Below are 15,087 nucleotides of genomic sequence, written 5' to 3'. Positions count from 1 at the left end.
CCCCTTCTCAAGGAGACACCCTCATGGCTGATACAATGCTAGCCGCCGTCGTCCGCGAGTTCGGGAAGCCTCTCTCAGTCGAGAGGCTTCCCATCCCCGAGATCCGGCCCAACCAGATCCTCGTGAAAGTCGATACCTGCGGCGTCTGCCACACTGACCTGCATGCCGCGGAGGGTGACTGGCCCGCAAAGCCGAACCCACCGTTCATTCCGGGCCATGAAGGCATCGGCCATATCGTGGCCGTTGGCAGTCAGGTCAGCCACGCCAAGATCGGTGACGTAGTCGGTGTGCCATGGCTCTACTCGGCCTGCGGACACTGCGAACACTGCCTCGGCGGCTGGGAAACACTGTGCAAGGATCAGGACGACACCGGTTACACGGTCAATGGGTGCTTCGCCGAATATGTCGTCGCAGATCCGAACTATGTCGCTCACCTGCCCAGCAACATTGATGCCCTACAGGCCGCACCCGTGCTTTGCGCTGGCCTGACCGTTTATAAGGGTCTGAAGATGACCGAGGCCCGCCCCGGTCAGTGGATGGCCATTTCGGGCGTCGGCGGACTGGGTCAGATGGCCGTTCAATATGCGGTCGCCATGGGCATGAATGTCGTGGCTGTCGATATTGACGACGACAAGCTCGCCACAGCCACAAAGCTTGGCGCGGCTCTGACCGTCAATGCCAAGGACAAGGACCCGGCAGCCTTCATCCAGCAGGAAGTTGGCGGCGCGCACGGTGCACTGGTTACGGCTGTGGGCCGCACGGCCTTCTCGCAGGCCATGGGTTATGCCCGTCGTGGCGGCACGATTGTTCTGAACGGCCTGCCACCCGGAGACTTCCCGGTTTCGATCTTTGATATGGTCATGAATGGCACGACCATTCGTGGCTCCATCGTGGGCACACGGCTGGACATGATCGAAGCCATGGATTTCTTCGCCCGCGGTAAGGTCAAGTCCGTCGTCACCGCAGACAAGATCGAGAACATCAACACGATCTTCGACAATCTCAAGAACGGACGCCTTCAGGGCCGTACGGTTCTGGACTTCCGGTCCTGAGACTTTAGAAAGCACACGCCATGTTTGCCATGCAGCTCCGCCAACACCACCAGCCTCTGGAATGGGTGGAGCTGCCAGACCCCGAACCCGGACCGGACGAAATCCGCATCCGCATCGGGGCCTGCGGCGTCTGCCGCACAGACCTGCATGTCGTGGACGGCGAACTCGCCAACCCCACTCTTCCCATCATTCCCGGACATGAAATCGTCGGGCGAATTGATAAACTCGGAAGCAATGTTACGAGCCTGAACGTTGGGGAACGGGTCGGCATCCCGTGGCTCGGCCATACCTGTGGGCATTGCTATTACTGCACGCACGGGATGGAAAATCTCTGCGACCATCCTCTTTTCACAGGCTTCACCCGCAATGGCGGCTACGCGACCATGACAGTCGCTGATGCAAAATATGCTTTTCCCATGGGTGACAAAGGGGAAGACAAGGACCTCGCCCCACTGCTCTGCGCTGGACTGATCGGCTGGCGCTGCCTCAGCAAAGCTGGCGACGGCAAAAAGATCGGCCTGTATGGCTTCGGAGCCGCCGCTCACATCATCATTCAGGTGCTGCGCTGGCAGGGACGCGAGGTTTATGCCTTCACATCCCCCGGAGACACAGAGAAGCAGGCATTTGCCCTCTCCCTTGGCGCCGTTTGGGCAGGCGGCTCAGACGAACTTCCCCCCGAACCGCTTGATGCCGTAATCCTGTTTGCGCCTGTCGGCGCTCTGGTTCCGGCCGGACTGAAAGCCGTCCGCAAGGGTGGAAAGGTCGTGTGTGGCGGCATCCATATGAGCCCAATCCCGTCTTTTTCCTATGATACGCTTTGGGAAGAACGTGAAATCGTCTCCGTTGCCAATCTAACCCGGCAGGACGGGTTGGATTTTCTGAAGCTGGCTCCTGAGATCGGCATCAAGGTCACGAATACGCCTTATGCCCTCAAAGATGCCAATCAGGCTCTGGATGACCTCCGCCACGGTCGTTTTGAGGGAGCCGCTGTTCTCATTCCATAAGCGGACATGATTGCTCTGCCCTCGCTCTTAACAACCCCATCGCTTAAGAAAGACATACTGTGTCACAATAAGGCGACAGGCACTTCATGCGTAAGACAGCTCTTCTCCTGATCGTCTTTCAATTCTGCGGGCATGCTCAAGCTGCGCCCTGGCAGAATTGCCTTCATGGAGCGGTCTCCGTTCCACTGGAGCACTATAATGCGCCACCCTCCATGCTGGGCAGTATAGACGGATTACCTGCCCGCTTTTTCCTTGCCCCCCAGGCAAGCGATACTTTTATTTTTGCCAATCACACTGTCACGTTTTCGGGCTCAGCCCCTGAAGATGCCGGATCAGAGACAGGCGAAGCGACAGTATTCGTAAAAACGCTCTCAACCGTAAATATTGGTGCCCTCATACTCAAAAATTATACTGCTTATGTGGTGGATTATTCAGTGCCCAACAATGTTATCCCGCCACTCCAGGTCGAACTGGGAGAGCACTTTCTCTCCCATATTTCCACCCTGATTGACCGCTCCTCTCGCAACGTCACGTTCTTTCGATACGACGATGAAAAATGTCCATCGATCGGAGATTTGCTCCCCGCGCCGACAACCAAACTGCACCTCTATCAAGACGGTTATCCACTCTCGAACACGGTTCTTGTTGAACTCAACGGCCATCCGGTTCGGATGAAAATCAACCTAAGCTCCAACCGAACCCTGATCCAGCAAGATACAGCCAGAGCAATAGGCATTGCGCCTGAGCCAAACACAGATGATCCCGTCCGCATCAATGCAAGCAATACAGTTGGTGGCTATCTTCATACGTTCGACACACTGAAAATCGGCCCGTTTCTGCTGTCTCACCCGAAGATCGTCATCGCTTCCACCATTGCCTATAACGAGTTAGGCACTGATGCTCTGAACCATTTCCATATCCTTCTGGACCCACCTCGTGCGGCCATCTGGCTCTCTCCCGCGTCAGACCCCTCTCTCACCAAAGAACCTCCGCTTCCATGGACGCCCCTCCATATCCGGAAGTATCAGGCGACTGCTCATGATCAGGGCATCACCCCGAAAGATCCCGTTCATTCCGGGAATGATATGTTGAAGACAGCCAGACCAGATCGATAATACTATTCCGAATCAGAAACGTATCATCTGACCATAAAGGCTCGGCCGCCATGAGACGACTGTCCAAAACACTTCGAACTGCCGTACTCGCATCCACGCTCGGCGCAGCATGCATTTCCAGCCACGGCGAGGCGCAAACTCTCCCGCCCCTGCAAAGTGTCTCCGTTTACGGTCAGCAGATCCGTTTCCTTGAAGCTGGTACGGGTCCGGACCTTGTGCTGCTCCATGGCCTCGGAAGCAGCGCCACAATGGACTGGGGCAAAGTCATTCCTGAACTATCCCGGCATTATCATGTCATCGCCATGGATCAGCTCGGCTTTGGTGCTTCGGAAAAGCCGCTGATCGCCTACGGAATTCAGACATGGGTGGACATGCTGGATGGCTTCCTGAAAGCACGCCACATCACGCACTTCATGCTTGCCGGAGAATCCCTCGGCGGCTGGATTGCGGGACTTTACACAATCGAGGCGGCACAGAATTCTTCCATGGCCATGCCCCTTCGGCTCGTCCTGAGCGATGCCGCTGGCCACAAGTCCCTCGTCGAACACGGTCTTCCCCTATTCGGGCCGGTCTCATTTTCTGGCATTCGCACGGGGCTAAGATGGCTGTTTTACAACAAAGCCCTCATTACAGATGAACTGGTTCAGGCAACATTCCAAACCCGACTGGCCGAAGGTGCGCAATACACGCAGGAGAGCTTCGCCAGAAACGCCAATGCGCCGGACACCTTTCTCGATGACAGCATGAAGGCCATTCATGTTCCCACGCTCGTGATCTGGGGACAAAATGACCAGGTCATTCCACTGGCCGACGGCCACGATTTTGCTGCAAAAATTCCCGGAGCACATCTGACGGTCATTCCACAATCAGGACATGCCCCCAGCATTGAGCGACCCGAGGCTTTTCTTAAAGCCGTCGAGCCGTTCCTAGCGACGAAGTAGTACCCGCCATCAGGCCAGAGGGGCCGGAATCCCGTCCCTCTTGTCCTGCGCCTCAACATACATCCGCAATACAGCGGGGTATCGCGTGCGGGTTATTTTCTCCAGCATCGAAACTCCCCGCTCTACGTCTCCGGCTGAGATCGCGTCATCCCAGTCCAGAGATAGCAGAACGATAATACTCTCGGGGCCTCGGGTCTCTGTCACAACCTCATTGATCCCGACAACACCGGGCAATTTCCGCGCTTCGGCGCGCACAAAGGCATCAATTTCCGGATTGCTCTCACCCACAAGAAGAGAGCGCGTCTCGTTGGTCAGCAATGCTGCGACCACAACCAGCACGACACCAATCAGCAGCGATGCAATTCCATCCAGAACGTGCCAACCTGTCACTACGGAAAGCACTGTAAACACCAACGCAATCACCAGACTGACCAGTGCAGCCCCGTCCTCAAACAGCACGACGAACAGGCCGGGATCGGCACTCCGGCGAATCATTCTCCACAATGAAACCCCCTCGCTACGTGGCAGGGATTTCACCGCAGCAATGAACCCATACCCTTCCATGCTGCCGGAAATCGCGAGAATGGCCACGTTCATCCACCATCCCGGAAAGACATGACCCAAGAGGTGCACCGGCTGCATTTCCGCCGGATGCATGACCTTCTCCCAACCTTCATAAAGAGACGCGACGCCGCCACCCACAAACAGCGCGCCGGCCACAACCATCGTCCAGAAATACAGCTCTCGATGGTAGCCAAGCGGATGCTCTTTCGTTGCCGGAGCCGCGGACCGCTTCATGCCCACCAACAACAGGATCTGGTTTCCGCAGTCCACAAAGGAATGAACCGTCTCAGCCAACATCGCAGCGGAGCCGGTTAAAAGAGCAGCCATGCCTTTCACGCAGGCAATGCCGAAATTGACACCCAGCGCGATGAAAACGACTTTTGTTGAACCACCAGCAGACATGAAGCCCTCATTTCCGTAAGCAAAGGCCAGATTGGGGACCTCAGATAACCTAAGTCAAACTTTGCGGGCTTTCTTGGGTTCATGACCCCAACATAAAAAAGGCCGCCCACAAGGGACGACCTTCTTCAAGCGACGATGGCTAGCCCGCTTCAGGCAGACAGACGTGCCTTCACAAGTGCACTGGCCTTGGCCGGATCCAGATCGGCACCAAAACGCTCTTTCAGCGCTGCCATCACCTTGCCCATGTCTTTCATGCTTTCCGCACCTACAGCAGTGGCGGCTTCATCAATGGCAGACTTCAGAGTTGCCTCATCGAGTTCTGGCGGCAGGTAGGCCTTGATCGTCGCGATCTCACCTTCTTCCTTTTCCGCCAGTTCCGGACGGCCACCTTCACGATACATCGTTGCGGATTCAGTACGGGACTTGATCATGGAGCGCAGCGCAGAAATAATCTCTGCTTCCGTCACTTCCCCTGTCTTGGCGCGAGCAGCAACTTCAAGATCCTTCAGCTTCGCCGTGATGCCACGGATCTGCGCCACCTTCTCAGACTGACCAGCCTTCATTGCTGTTTTGAGGTCATCCATGATCTGCGTGCGAAGCGACATGCGTCTTCTCCTGTTTGCGCGGGGCCTGAAAAGCCCCTGTTCAGTCAATGGCGGCAAAATCGCATAAAAGCCTCCCCCCAACAATGGAAAGCACAGCTCTTTCCAGCATCGTCACAAGGTGTAGGGAAGTTTTTTCCCATACTATTCCACAGACACAAAAACTCATTGGGAAAAAACTTCCCATTTCCGGTTCGATCGCCTATCAGACGGGAAAATGAACGCGGAGCCAGGAACGGGCGGCCATGGACATCGACAGAATCATTGAAAAAGCTGGTGGCGCGGAAGAAATCGCCGCGCTGGCTGGTGTCGGCCTTGAAGCCGTACGAAAGTGGCGTCAGTCGCGAACCGTGCCGACCAAGCACTGGCCCGCCCTACTGCGCGTTCCCGGAATCGAACTCCAGGACCTAACTTCTGCTGAAACCCCGCAAGAAAGAGAGACGGACGTGTCCAATTCCTGCCCTGCCGGCGCCAATGCCGCCCTTGTCCTTGCAGATGGCACGGTCCTGTGGGGCCGAGGCTTCGGTGCCCACACCGATGGCGCCGTCGGTGAACTCTGCTTCTCCACCGGCATGACCGGCTATCAGGAAACCCTGACAGACCCGTCTTTCGCTGGGCAGATCGTCACCTTCACCTTCCCGCATATTGGCAATGTCGGCACAAACACGGACGACAATGAAGCGCCCAAAATGGCTGCTCTTGGCGCCGTCGTGAAGGAAGACATCACCGCTCCGGCAAGCTGGCGCTCCACAGAATCCCTCGACGGATGGCTGAAGCAGCACGGCCGCGCTGGCATCAGCGGCGTCGACACCCGTGCAGTTACCCGTTCCCTGCGTGACAATGGCCCACAGACCGCCATCCTTGCCTTCCCGGCGAATGGTCGGATCGACACGGACAGCCTATTGAACCGCGCGCGTCAGTGGCCTGGGCTCGAAGGCATGGATCTTGCCAAAGAGGTCACGCAGCCAAAGCGCGTCTGGACCGATGGCGTGTGGGAGAGCACCCGCCCGGCCCGTACCGAGAACCGCCGCCGCGTGGTCGCCATGGACTACGGCGCCAAAGACAACATCCTGCGCTGCCTCGTGACCGCTGGTTGTGACGTCACGGTTCTGCCCGCGACCGCTACGGCTGAGGAAATTCTAGAACTGAAGCCCGAAGGTGTGTTCCTGTCCAACGGCCCGGGCGATCCGGCAGCGACCGGCACCTATGCCGTCCCGGCCATCAAGAGCGTTCTGGACGCCAACGTGCCAGTTTTCGGCATCTGCCTTGGGCACCAGCTTCTCGCACAGGCCCTCGGCGGAAAGACCTACAAGCTGGATCGTGGCCATCGCGGCGCCAACCAGCCGGTCAAGGACATCGAGAGCGGCCGCGTGGAAATCACCAGCCAGAACCATGGCTTCGCCGTGGATGAGAAGTCGCTGCCCGCTGATGTGAAGGTGACGCATGTGAGCCTGTTTGACGGCTCCAACGAAGGCATTGCCTCCACCACGAAGGACGCCTTCTCCGTTCAGTACCATCCCGAGGCCAGCCCTGGCCCGTCTGACAGTTTCTATCTTTTCGAGCGTTTCGTCGCGGTCATGGACCGTCGCGCTAAAGCAGGAGCCTGAGCCATGCCAAAACGGACAGACATCAAGTCCATCCTGATCATCGGCGCAGGCCCGATTGTTATCGGACAGGCCTGCGAGTTCGATTACTCCGGCGCACAGGCTTGTAAGGCCCTGCGTGAGGAAGGCTATCGCGTCATCCTCATCAACTCCAACCCGGCCACGATCATGACTGATCCGGGTCTGGCGGACGCGACCTATATCGAGCCGATCACACCGGAATTCGTCGAGCGCATCATCCTCAAGGAAAAGCCCGACGCCGTTCTGCCGACCATGGGTGGCCAGACAGCCCTGAACGCCGCCATGGCGCTCGACAAGTCTGGCTTCCTCAAGAAGCACAACGTGGAACTGATCGGCGCGGACGCAGAGGTCATTGACCGCGCGGAAGACCGCCAGAAGTTCCGCGAAGCCATGGACGAGATCGGGATCGAAAGCCCGCGCAGCACCATCGCCCATACGCTGGAAGAAGCTCGCGCGGCACTGGCTGATGTCGGCCTGCCCGCCATCATCCGCCCGTCCTTCACCATGGGCGGCGCAGGTGGCGGCATCGCGTATAATCGCGAAGAGTTCGACCAGATCGTCGCAGGCGGCCTTGATGCCTCTCCCACAACGGAGGTGCTCATCGAAGAGTCCGTCCTCGGCTGGAAAGAGTACGAGATGGAAGTGGTCCGCGACACCGCGGATAACTGCATCATCATCTGCTCCATCGAAAACATCGACCCGATGGGCGTGCACACCGGTGACTCCATCACCGTCGCCCCGGCCCTGACGCTGACCGATAAGGAATATCAGCGCATGCGGGACGCCTCGATCGCGTGCCTGCGCAAGATCGGCGTCGAGACCGGTGGCTCCAACGTGCAGTTTGGCGTTAATCCTGCCGATGGCCGTCTGGTCGTCATCGAGATGAACCCACGCGTCTCCCGTTCCTCCGCGCTTGCCTCAAAGGCCACCGGCTTCCCGATCGCCAAGATCGCCGCCAAGCTGGCCGTTGGTTACACGCTGGACGAACTCAAGAACGACATCACCAAGACGACCCCGGCTTCCTTCGAGCCAACGATCGACTACGTTGTCGCCAAGATCCCCCGCTTCACGTTCGAGAAGTTCCCGGGCTCCCCGGCCCTGCTGTCCACGTCCATGAAGTCGGTCGGCGAGGCCATGTCCGTGGGGCGCTCCTTTGCCGAGGCGATCCAGAAGGGCTTCCGCTCCATGGAGACGGGCCTGATGGGTCTGGACCCGGTTGAAGCACCCGGCGATGGTTCGAAAGACGCCTATCTGGCTGCTCTTGCAGAACCACGCCCGGAACGCATTCTGATGGCCACCCAGGCCTTGCGCGCCGGCCTGACGGTCGAAGAGATCCAGCAGGCCTGCAAGTTCGAACCTTGGTTCCTGCGCCAGCTTGAAGACATCGTGTCTTCTGAGCGGGACGTGGAGAAGAATGGCCTGCCAAAAGACGCCTACGGCATGCGCCGTCTGAAGGCCCAGGGCTTCTCTGACGCCCAGCTTGCCCGCCTGTCAGGCCAGAGCATTCCGGACATCGCAGCACAGCGCGAAGCTCTTGAAGTCGTGCCCGTCTATCGCCGCATCGATACCTGTGCCGCAGAGTTCGCTTCTGACACTCCGTATCTTTATTCCACCTATGAAGGCGGATATGGCACGCCGGAATGCGAAAGCCGCCCGACCACCCGCGACAAGATCATCATTCTGGGTGGCGGACCGAACCGGATTGGTCAGGGCATCGAGTTCGATTACTGCTGCGTTCATGCCGCTTACGCCCTGCGTGAAGCCGGTTTTGAAACAGTCATGGTCAACTGCAATCCGGAAACTGTCTCCACGGACTACGATACGTCCGATCGTCTGTACTTCGAGCCACTTACGGCCGAAGACGTCATTGCTCTGATCCGCACGGAAGCGAAAGGTGGCAAGGTTCTGGGCTGCATCGTTCAGTACGGTGGCCAGACGCCTCTCAAGCTGTCCCGCGCACTTGAAGAGGCAGGTATCCCGCTGCTCGGCACCCCGGCTGACGCTATTGATCGCGCGGAAGACCGTGAACGCTTCCAGACCATGCTGCGCAAGCTGGGTCTTCGCCAGCCACGTAACGGCATTGCCCGCAATCCGGCAGAAGCCGAGAAAGTGGCCGAAGAGGTCGGATACCCGGTCGTTGCCCGTCCATCCTACGTTCTGGGCGGCCGTGCGATGGAAATCGTCTATGATAACGCAGGTCTGAAGCATTACCTGAATACGGTTCTGCGCGCTGCTGGCCCGGAAGTTTCCACTGGTCCGGTCCTGCTCGATCACTACCTGAACGATGCCATCGAAGCCGATGTGGACTGCATTTCGGACGGCGAAAACGTCTATGTCGCCGGCGTCATGGAACACATTGAGGAAGCCGGTATCCATTCCGGTGACTCTGCCTGCTCACTGCCACCCTACACGCTCTCCCCGGCACTGGTGACGGAACTCCGCTCCCAGACGGAAGCCATGGCTCGTGAGCTTGGCATCCGCGGCCTGATGAACGTGCAGTACGCCATCAAGGATCAAGAAGTCTTTGTCCTTGAAGTGAACCCCCGCGCCTCCCGAACCGTCCCGTTCGTTGCCAAGGCAACAGGCGTTCCGGTTGCCAAAATCGGCGCTCGCGTTATGGCTGGCGCGCGTCTGTCCGAGTTCCGCCTGGATGGCGGGGCGGTCTCCCCGCACGTTGCGGTCAAGGAAGCCGTCTTCCCGTTTCATCGCTTTGCGAACGCAGACACGATCCTCGGTCCGGAAATGCGCTCTACGGGTGAAGTCATGGGGCTGGATTCCAGCTTCGAGCGTGCCTTTGCGAAGTCTCAGCTTGCTGCCGGCGTAAAGCTGCCACTGGCTGGAACGGTCTTCCTGTCCGTTCGTGACAGCGACAAGGGACATGTTCAGCCGCTAGCCCGCAAACTGGTTGAAATGGGGTTCACCGTTCTTGCAACCAGCGGAACAGCTTCACGCCTGGAAGCGGCTAATATTCCGGTCAAGCGCGTGAACAAAGTCATGCAGGGCCGTCCGAATTGCGTGGATGCCATCCGCTCGGGTGACGTTCAGATGGTCATCAACACATCGCAGGGTGGCCAAGCCGCACGTGACAGCTACGATATCCGTCGCGGCGCTCTGACCATGGGCATCCCGCACTACACCACGATTGCCGGTGCCCGCGCGGCAACCTACGCCATCGCGGTTCTTAAGGAAGGCGACCTCGGCGTCGCTCCGCTTCAGTCCTACTTCAAGGGCGAGTTCTAAGCCCTTCCAGCAAAGAAGCCCGTCAGAGCAATCTGGCGGGCTTTTTTGTATTCAATCGTTGGAATAGCGCAGAAGATCTCCCGGCTGACACTCCAGCACATGGCAGAGCGCTTCAAGCGTGGAAAACCGGATTGCCTTTGCCTTACCAGTCTTGAGAATTGAAAGATTGGCGAGAGTCAGGCCGACCTTCTCTGACAGCTCCGTAAGAGACATACCGCGCTCTTTCAGCAGTGCATCCAGACTGACCTGAACCGGCATTAAATGACCTCATCCATTTCGGACTGAAGCTGGGTTCCTAAATCAAAAAGCCACACAACAGCAAACAGGACAATCGCTTCAGGCACGCCTGACAGAAATTCAGCAAAATAGCCAATCCAATTCGCAAAACCCAATCCTGATAAACTATAAATATCATGGATATAATTCGTTACAGGCATGAGGAAATCATAAACAAACCCAAGAAATAAAATCTTATATGCTCTTTTCACATTTTCTTTTGTAAAAATATTTCCCCGTCTGGAGTTCATTAAAATTTTGGAAAAAATTCTGAATATTATTTCTAAACAAGAGTAAATTATTACTAATTCACAAATAAATACAAAGCTCCAGCATAAATCTTCTTTCGTATATCCAAGAGAATTATCCATGGGGAAATGGTCAACAATTACAATAAAAATGATAACAAACGTAGCCATCCCGAAAAAACCAATGGGAAGCCAAAGGAGCAGACGGAACAGCTTGAGCAGGGTCAATGCATATTCGATTTTTCTCTCTGTCCTGCCCTTACGCGTACCTGCAATCATTCTTACCCACCCTGACAATGAATTTATCGTTTTTCAATAATATGTTTCATTTCGTTTCGCTAGAGAATTTATTGCTTTTCGATAAACAAAAACGCGCCACCTTGCATAAACCCCCCTAAAATCCTATGTTGTCAGGCTGTTCATTCAATTTCAGTCACGCTTTTCCGAGGATTTCAGAGTGCAGAAGATCCCCATGACCGCAAAGGGACTGCAGCGTCTTGAAGACGAACTGCGTACCCTCAAGAGCGTTGACCGCCCTGCAGTCATTCGTGCCATCGCAGAAGCCCGCGAACATGGCGACCTTTCCGAAAACGCCGAATATCACGCCGCCCGAGACCGTCAGTCTTTCATCGAAGGTCGCGTACTTGAGCTGGAAAGCATTGTTTCCTCGGCAGAAGTTATTGATCCTTCGACCCTGACCGGCACGAAAGTACGTTTCGGCGCGCATATCGAAGTCGTTGACGAAGAGACGGACAAGGAAAACGCCTATCAGATCGTCGGTGTTCATGAAGCCGACATCAAGCAGGGCCTGATTTCAATCTCGTCTCCTCTGGCGAAGGCACTGATTGGCAAAGATGTAGGCGACACCATCTCCGTTCCCGCTCCCGGTGGTGACCGCAGCTACGAGATCCTGAAAGTCACATACCGCTAATGTCTGACGTCCTGACGTCCGTCGCCCCTGTCGTGACCCTCCTGGACATTGAAAACGCTCAGAAGCGTATTGCGTCCACGGTCGTTCGCACGCCGACGATTGCCTGCCCGGCCCTTTCCCGCCTGACAGGTGCCGAAATTACGCTCAAGCTTGAAAATCTTCAGGCTATTGGCTCGTTCAAGGAACGGGGAGCAGCCAACAAAATGGCGCTTCTGACGCCCGAGGAACGCGCCCGCGGCGTTATTACAGTCTCGGCAGGCAATCACGCACAGGGTGTGGCGCGTCAGGCCAGCCTTCTTGGTATTGATGCCACGATCGTCATGCCCCGCTTTACGCCAGCAACCAAAGTTGCAGCGACGCAGGCATGGGGAGCAAATGTTGTCCTCGCAGGTGACGATTTTGCTTCTGCATGCGTAACGGCGGAAGAAATTCAGAATAAAGAAGGCCGGGTCCTCGTCCATCCGTTCAATGACCCTGCCGTCATTGCGGGTCAGGGGACTGCTGCACTCGAGCTTCTTGAAGATGCGCCTGACATTGATACGGTTGTCGTCCCTGTCGGCGGTGGTGGCCTGATCGGTGGTTTTGCAACCGTCATGGCTGCACTTCGTCCCGATGTGGAAATCATTGGCGTGCAGGTCGAGGCTTATGCCTCTCTAGCCGCATTTCCGACGGAAGGTGGCGCCACTCTCGGCGGCTCGACAATTGCTGAAGGCATTGCCGTAACACAGTTGGGCGATCATTGCCTCAGAGCATTTCGTCACCGGATTTCCAAAATTCTCGTAGTCAACGAACTTCAGGTCGAAAGCGCCATCACGACGCTGGCGGAAAAAGCCAAGCAGGTCTGCGAAGGCGCTGGCGCGACGGGTCTGGCTGCTGTTCTGGCCAACCCTGAGATGTTCAAGGGCCGCAAGGTTGCCCTTCCCTTGTCGGGTGGCAACATCAATGCCCGTATTCTGGCGAATACAATCCTTCGCTCCCTTCTCCGGGACGGAAGAATTCTTCGCCTGATCTTCCAAATTCCCGACCGCCCCGGAATGCTGGCTGACATTTCCGCGCGCATTGGCAACTACGGCGGAAACATCATCGAAGTGTCCCATCATCGCCTTTTTGCCTCGCCGTCAGTTCAGACAGCCGAACTGGTTGTGATGATCGAAGCTCGTGACACTCAACACGCCACGCAGATCGAAACCGATCTTGCCCGTCATTACATCGTTCGACGGGACTGAAACTGCACGCATTGTGTTCGAACTGGTCTACCAGCGCCGAACACAATGCAACTGCAACCTAATTTCCGAAATTCAGACGCCTTCTACAATCACCACGTTGTAAGAAGCGGCTTTCCAGCGATGCTTCGCGACCGTTTGATAGGCTGGGCTGTCATACCAGGCCCGGGCAGCAGCAATATCCGGAAATTCGACAATAACGACACCATCCGGCTCGATACCTTCAAGCTTTTCCTGCTTTCCGTAGGCAGCAAGAATTTTGGCCGGATGTCCCTTGAAGGTCTCACCAACACCATTTGAATAGGCTTCAAATTCGGCTGGGTCGGTCAATTTGTCACGAATGAAAATAGCGTAAGCGGTCATGGTACTTCATCTCCTGAACGGGGGTGATGCATAACCGGCCACAAAACGGCGGGATGTTCAGCACACAAGCGCGTGTGCTGAACATTTGAGCCCTTTTTTAGCGCGTCCCGAAAAGACGATCGCCAGCGTCGCCCAGACCGGGGACGATATATCCGTGTTCATCAAGCTTCTGATCAACACAACACGTTACGATCTGCACATCGGGATGCAGCTTCGTCATGTAATCAATGCCTTCCGGTGCCGCGAGCAGGCAGGCGAAAACAGGTGAAATCGCACCAGCTTCCTTGACGCGCGCAACAGCCGCCGCGGCGGAATGTCCCGTGGCGAGCATCGGGTCCAGAACAATACATGTCCGCCCCGGAACGTCGCTTGGCATATTGAAATAATATTCGCTGACTTCCAGCGTTTCATGGTCGCGGCGCAGACCAATATGTCCCACGCGCGCAGACGGAACCAGATCCAGCATTCCGTCCAGAAGGCCGTTTCCTGCGCGCAGAATGGAGACGAAGCAGAGCTTCTTGCCGTCCAGTTCCTCACCTTCCATTGGCCCGCTCGGGGCTTCGATATGGCGAGACGCCAGAGAAAGCCCGCGCGTCGCTTCGTATGCCAGAAGCAGACTGAGCTCACGGGTCAGCCGACGAAAGCCTGCTGTAGATGTATTCTTATCACGCAGACGGGTCAGCTTGTGGCGCACCAGCGGGTGGTCGAGAACGATAGGCGGCAGCGCCTGACTCATGCTTTTTCTCCTTCGGCCGGGCGAAAATCGAGTGCCAGACCGTTCATGCAATACCGTAACCCTGTAGGCGGTGGCCCATCAGGAAAAACATGCCCCAGATGCCCATGACAACCCGCACAGTGCACTTCCGTCCGAACCATTCCGTGGCTGGCGTCCTGCGTCGTCCCGACACCGTTTTCCAAAGGCGCGAAAAAAGACGGCCAGCCACTTCCGCTCTCGTATTTCGTGGCGGATGAAAAAAGTTCACGCCCACACCCTGCGCAGGCATAAATTCCCGCTCGCTTTTCATCATTCAGCGGGCTGGAACCGGGATATTCGGTGCCATGCTCGAGCAGGATACGGCGCTGTTCCGGCGTAAGGCCGACGCCACACCCCCCGCCATTGGTTCCCGAAACGGGACCGCAGCTTTGGGTCATGGTCAATCTCCAGAAAATCTGAGGTTTTCAGTCTTGGATATATGGAAGCCACACGCCGCTTTGTCACGCATATCTGAGTACAAGATATGAAACTTCCTGCCTCACCAGCCGTTTATGTTCGGCAACCCTGTTTCAGGAGGTAATGTCATGAGCTCCATTGAAGACAAGATCAAAGGCGCCACCAACAAGGTCGTCGGCAAGATCAAGGAAGAAGTTGGTCGCGTCACCGACGATGAAAAGCTTGAAGGTGAAGGCGTTGTCCAAAATCTAAAGGGACAGGCCCAGACCGCCAAGGGCGACGTCAAGGATGCCGTCAAGGGCGGCATCGACAAGATCTGACGCTCACGCG

At 56.6% G+C, this 15,087-nt stretch carries 16 protein-coding genes; 9 read left to right on the top strand and 7 right to left on the bottom strand.

Translation table 11 applies throughout. The annotated features are described in order from the left end of the window. Nucleotides 1–23 precede the first annotated feature (23 nt). The 4 genes from adhP to R5H23_RS12015 all read left to right on the top strand — a co-directional run bounded on the left by adhP (nt 24) and on the right by R5H23_RS12015 (nt 4,112). Complete coding sequence (gene adhP / locus R5H23_RS12030) at nt 24–1,052, top strand: alcohol dehydrogenase AdhP (protein WP_046901231.1); 1,029 nt, start codon at nt 24–26, stop codon at nt 1,050–1,052. A gap of 20 nt (nt 1,053–1,072) precedes the next feature. Next, on the top strand, nt 1,073–2,056 hold the full coding sequence (locus R5H23_RS12025; RefSeq protein ID WP_317215556.1) for a zinc-dependent alcohol dehydrogenase family protein: 984 nt from the start codon (nt 1,073–1,075) through the stop codon (nt 2,054–2,056). 86 nt (nt 2,057–2,142) lie between these two features. Then, entirely contained in the window at nt 2,143–3,171 is a 1,029-nt protein-coding gene (locus tag R5H23_RS12020; protein WP_317215555.1) for a retropepsin-like aspartic protease, read from the top strand. A 50-nt stretch (nt 3,172–3,221) separates the two neighbouring features. After that, complete coding sequence (locus R5H23_RS12015; RefSeq protein WP_317215554.1) at nt 3,222–4,112, top strand: alpha/beta hydrolase; 891 nt, start codon at nt 3,222–3,224, stop codon at nt 4,110–4,112. A 9-nt stretch (nt 4,113–4,121) separates the two neighbouring features. On the opposite strand, the gene R5H23_RS12010 is transcribed toward R5H23_RS12015, so the two are convergent. Both R5H23_RS12010 and R5H23_RS12005 read right to left on the bottom strand, forming a co-directional pair. Continuing rightward, complete coding sequence (locus R5H23_RS12010) at nt 4,122–5,078, bottom strand: cation diffusion facilitator family transporter (protein WP_317215553.1); 957 nt, start codon at nt 5,076–5,078, stop codon at nt 4,122–4,124. A 149-nt stretch (nt 5,079–5,227) separates the two neighbouring features. Continuing rightward, the gene (locus tag R5H23_RS12005; RefSeq protein ID WP_046901226.1) at nt 5,228–5,683 is read right to left on the bottom strand and encodes a GatB/YqeY domain-containing protein; all 456 of its coding nucleotides are present in this window, start codon (nt 5,681–5,683) and stop codon (nt 5,228–5,230) included. 242 nt (nt 5,684–5,925) lie between these two features. On the opposite strand from R5H23_RS12005, the gene carA reads away from it, so the two are divergent. Together carA and carB are read left to right on the top strand one after the other, a co-directional pair. Further along, nucleotides 5,926–7,287: a glutamine-hydrolyzing carbamoyl-phosphate synthase small subunit gene (gene carA / locus R5H23_RS12000; RefSeq protein WP_086632978.1), complete on the top strand. Its 1,362-nt coding sequence runs from the start codon at nt 5,926–5,928 to the stop codon at nt 7,285–7,287. A 3-nt stretch (nt 7,288–7,290) separates the two neighbouring features. Continuing rightward, a complete protein-coding gene (carB, locus tag R5H23_RS11995) occupies nt 7,291–10,545 on the top strand; it encodes a carbamoyl-phosphate synthase large subunit (RefSeq protein ID WP_317215552.1) in 3,255 nt (1,084 codons plus the stop codon). Nucleotides 10,546–10,596: 51 nt separating this feature from the next. Here carB and R5H23_RS11990 read toward each other — a convergent pair whose 3' ends face one another. Continuing rightward, nucleotides 10,597–10,803 carry a helix-turn-helix transcriptional regulator gene (locus R5H23_RS11990; protein ID WP_046901223.1) on the bottom strand — a complete coding sequence of 69 codons (207 nt, stop codon included), beginning with the start codon at nt 10,801–10,803 and terminating at the stop codon, nt 10,597–10,599. Then, complete coding sequence (locus R5H23_RS11985; protein ID WP_317215551.1) at nt 10,803–11,348, bottom strand: hypothetical protein; 546 nt, start codon at nt 11,346–11,348, stop codon at nt 10,803–10,805. The genes R5H23_RS11990 and R5H23_RS11985 overlap by 1 nt, the downstream gene beginning before the upstream one ends. Nucleotides 11,349–11,526: 178 nt before the next feature. Between R5H23_RS11985 and greA the strand changes: the two genes are divergently transcribed. Next, the gene (greA, locus tag R5H23_RS11980) at nt 11,527–12,000 is read left to right on the top strand and encodes a transcription elongation factor GreA (protein ID WP_086632975.1); all 474 of its coding nucleotides are present in this window, start codon (nt 11,527–11,529) and stop codon (nt 11,998–12,000) included. Further along, entirely contained in the window at nt 12,000–13,226 is a 1,227-nt protein-coding gene (locus tag R5H23_RS11975; protein ID WP_086632974.1) for a threonine ammonia-lyase, read from the top strand. The genes greA and R5H23_RS11975 overlap by 1 nt, the downstream gene beginning before the upstream one ends. A 72-nt stretch (nt 13,227–13,298) precedes the next feature. Here the strand turns inward: R5H23_RS11975 and R5H23_RS11970 are convergent, their stop codons facing one another. The 3 genes from R5H23_RS11970 to msrB all read right to left on the bottom strand — a co-directional run bounded on the left by R5H23_RS11970 (nt 13,299) and on the right by msrB (nt 14,738). Next, nucleotides 13,299–13,586: a DUF1330 domain-containing protein gene (locus R5H23_RS11970; protein WP_099213198.1), complete on the bottom strand. Its 288-nt coding sequence runs from the start codon at nt 13,584–13,586 to the stop codon at nt 13,299–13,301. Between the two features lie 97 nt (nt 13,587–13,683). Then, complete coding sequence (upp, locus tag R5H23_RS11965; RefSeq protein ID WP_064275018.1) at nt 13,684–14,322, bottom strand: uracil phosphoribosyltransferase; 639 nt, start codon at nt 14,320–14,322, stop codon at nt 13,684–13,686. After that, a complete protein-coding gene (gene msrB / locus R5H23_RS11960; protein WP_211508710.1) occupies nt 14,319–14,738 on the bottom strand; it encodes a peptide-methionine (R)-S-oxide reductase MsrB in 420 nt (139 codons plus the stop codon). The genes upp and msrB overlap by 4 nt, the downstream gene beginning before the upstream one ends. A 147-nt stretch (nt 14,739–14,885) precedes the next feature. On the opposite strand from msrB, the gene R5H23_RS11955 reads away from it, so the two are divergent. Beyond that, nucleotides 14,886–15,077, top strand: coding sequence for a CsbD family protein (locus tag R5H23_RS11955; protein ID WP_046901216.1), 192 nt, complete (start codon nt 14,886–14,888; stop codon nt 15,075–15,077). Nucleotides 15,078–15,087 lie beyond the last annotated feature (10 nt).

The organism is Gluconobacter sp. GP1 (genome assembly GCF_032913585.1).
Lineage (GTDB): Bacteria > Pseudomonadota > Alphaproteobacteria > Acetobacterales > Acetobacteraceae > Gluconobacter > Gluconobacter cerinus.
Note: the sequence above shows the minus strand (reverse complement) of the source record. Positions and strands in the feature narration are given on the sequence as shown.

What these genes read in the sequence shown, in the direction of transcription:
- adhP (WP_046901231.1), top strand. Translation starts at nt 24, where the DNA reads ATGGCTGATACAATGCTAGCCGCCGTCGTCCGCGAGTTCGGGAAGCCT.
- R5H23_RS12025 (WP_317215556.1), top strand. Translation starts at nt 1,073, where the DNA reads ATGTTTGCCATGCAGCTCCGCCAACACCACCAGCCTCTGGAATGGGTG.
- R5H23_RS12020 (WP_317215555.1), top strand. Translation starts at nt 2,143, where the DNA reads ATGCGTAAGACAGCTCTTCTCCTGATCGTCTTTCAATTCTGCGGGCAT.
- R5H23_RS12015 (WP_317215554.1), top strand. Translation starts at nt 3,222, where the DNA reads ATGAGACGACTGTCCAAAACACTTCGAACTGCCGTACTCGCATCCACG.
- R5H23_RS12010 (WP_317215553.1), bottom strand. Translation starts at nt 5,078, where the DNA reads ATGTCTGCTGGTGGTTCAACAAAAGTCGTTTTCATCGCGCTGGGTGTC.
- R5H23_RS12005 (WP_046901226.1), bottom strand. Translation starts at nt 5,683, where the DNA reads ATGTCGCTTCGCACGCAGATCATGGATGACCTCAAAACAGCAATGAAG.
- carA (WP_086632978.1), top strand. Translation starts at nt 5,926, where the DNA reads ATGGACATCGACAGAATCATTGAAAAAGCTGGTGGCGCGGAAGAAATC.
- carB (WP_317215552.1), top strand. Translation starts at nt 7,291, where the DNA reads ATGCCAAAACGGACAGACATCAAGTCCATCCTGATCATCGGCGCAGGC.
- R5H23_RS11990 (WP_046901223.1), bottom strand. Translation starts at nt 10,803, where the DNA reads ATGCCGGTTCAGGTCAGTCTGGATGCACTGCTGAAAGAGCGCGGTATG.
- R5H23_RS11985 (WP_317215551.1), bottom strand. Translation starts at nt 11,348, where the DNA reads ATGATTGCAGGTACGCGTAAGGGCAGGACAGAGAGAAAAATCGAATAT.
- R5H23_RS11975 (WP_086632974.1), top strand. Translation starts at nt 12,000, where the DNA reads ATGTCTGACGTCCTGACGTCCGTCGCCCCTGTCGTGACCCTCCTGGAC.
- R5H23_RS11970 (WP_099213198.1), bottom strand. Translation starts at nt 13,586, where the DNA reads ATGACCGCTTACGCTATTTTCATTCGTGACAAATTGACCGACCCAGCC.
- upp (WP_064275018.1), bottom strand. Translation starts at nt 14,322, where the DNA reads ATGAGTCAGGCGCTGCCGCCTATCGTTCTCGACCACCCGCTGGTGCGC.
- msrB (WP_211508710.1), bottom strand. Translation starts at nt 14,738, where the DNA reads ATGACCCAAAGCTGCGGTCCCGTTTCGGGAACCAATGGCGGGGGGTGT.
- R5H23_RS11955 (WP_046901216.1), top strand. Translation starts at nt 14,886, where the DNA reads ATGAGCTCCATTGAAGACAAGATCAAAGGCGCCACCAACAAGGTCGTC.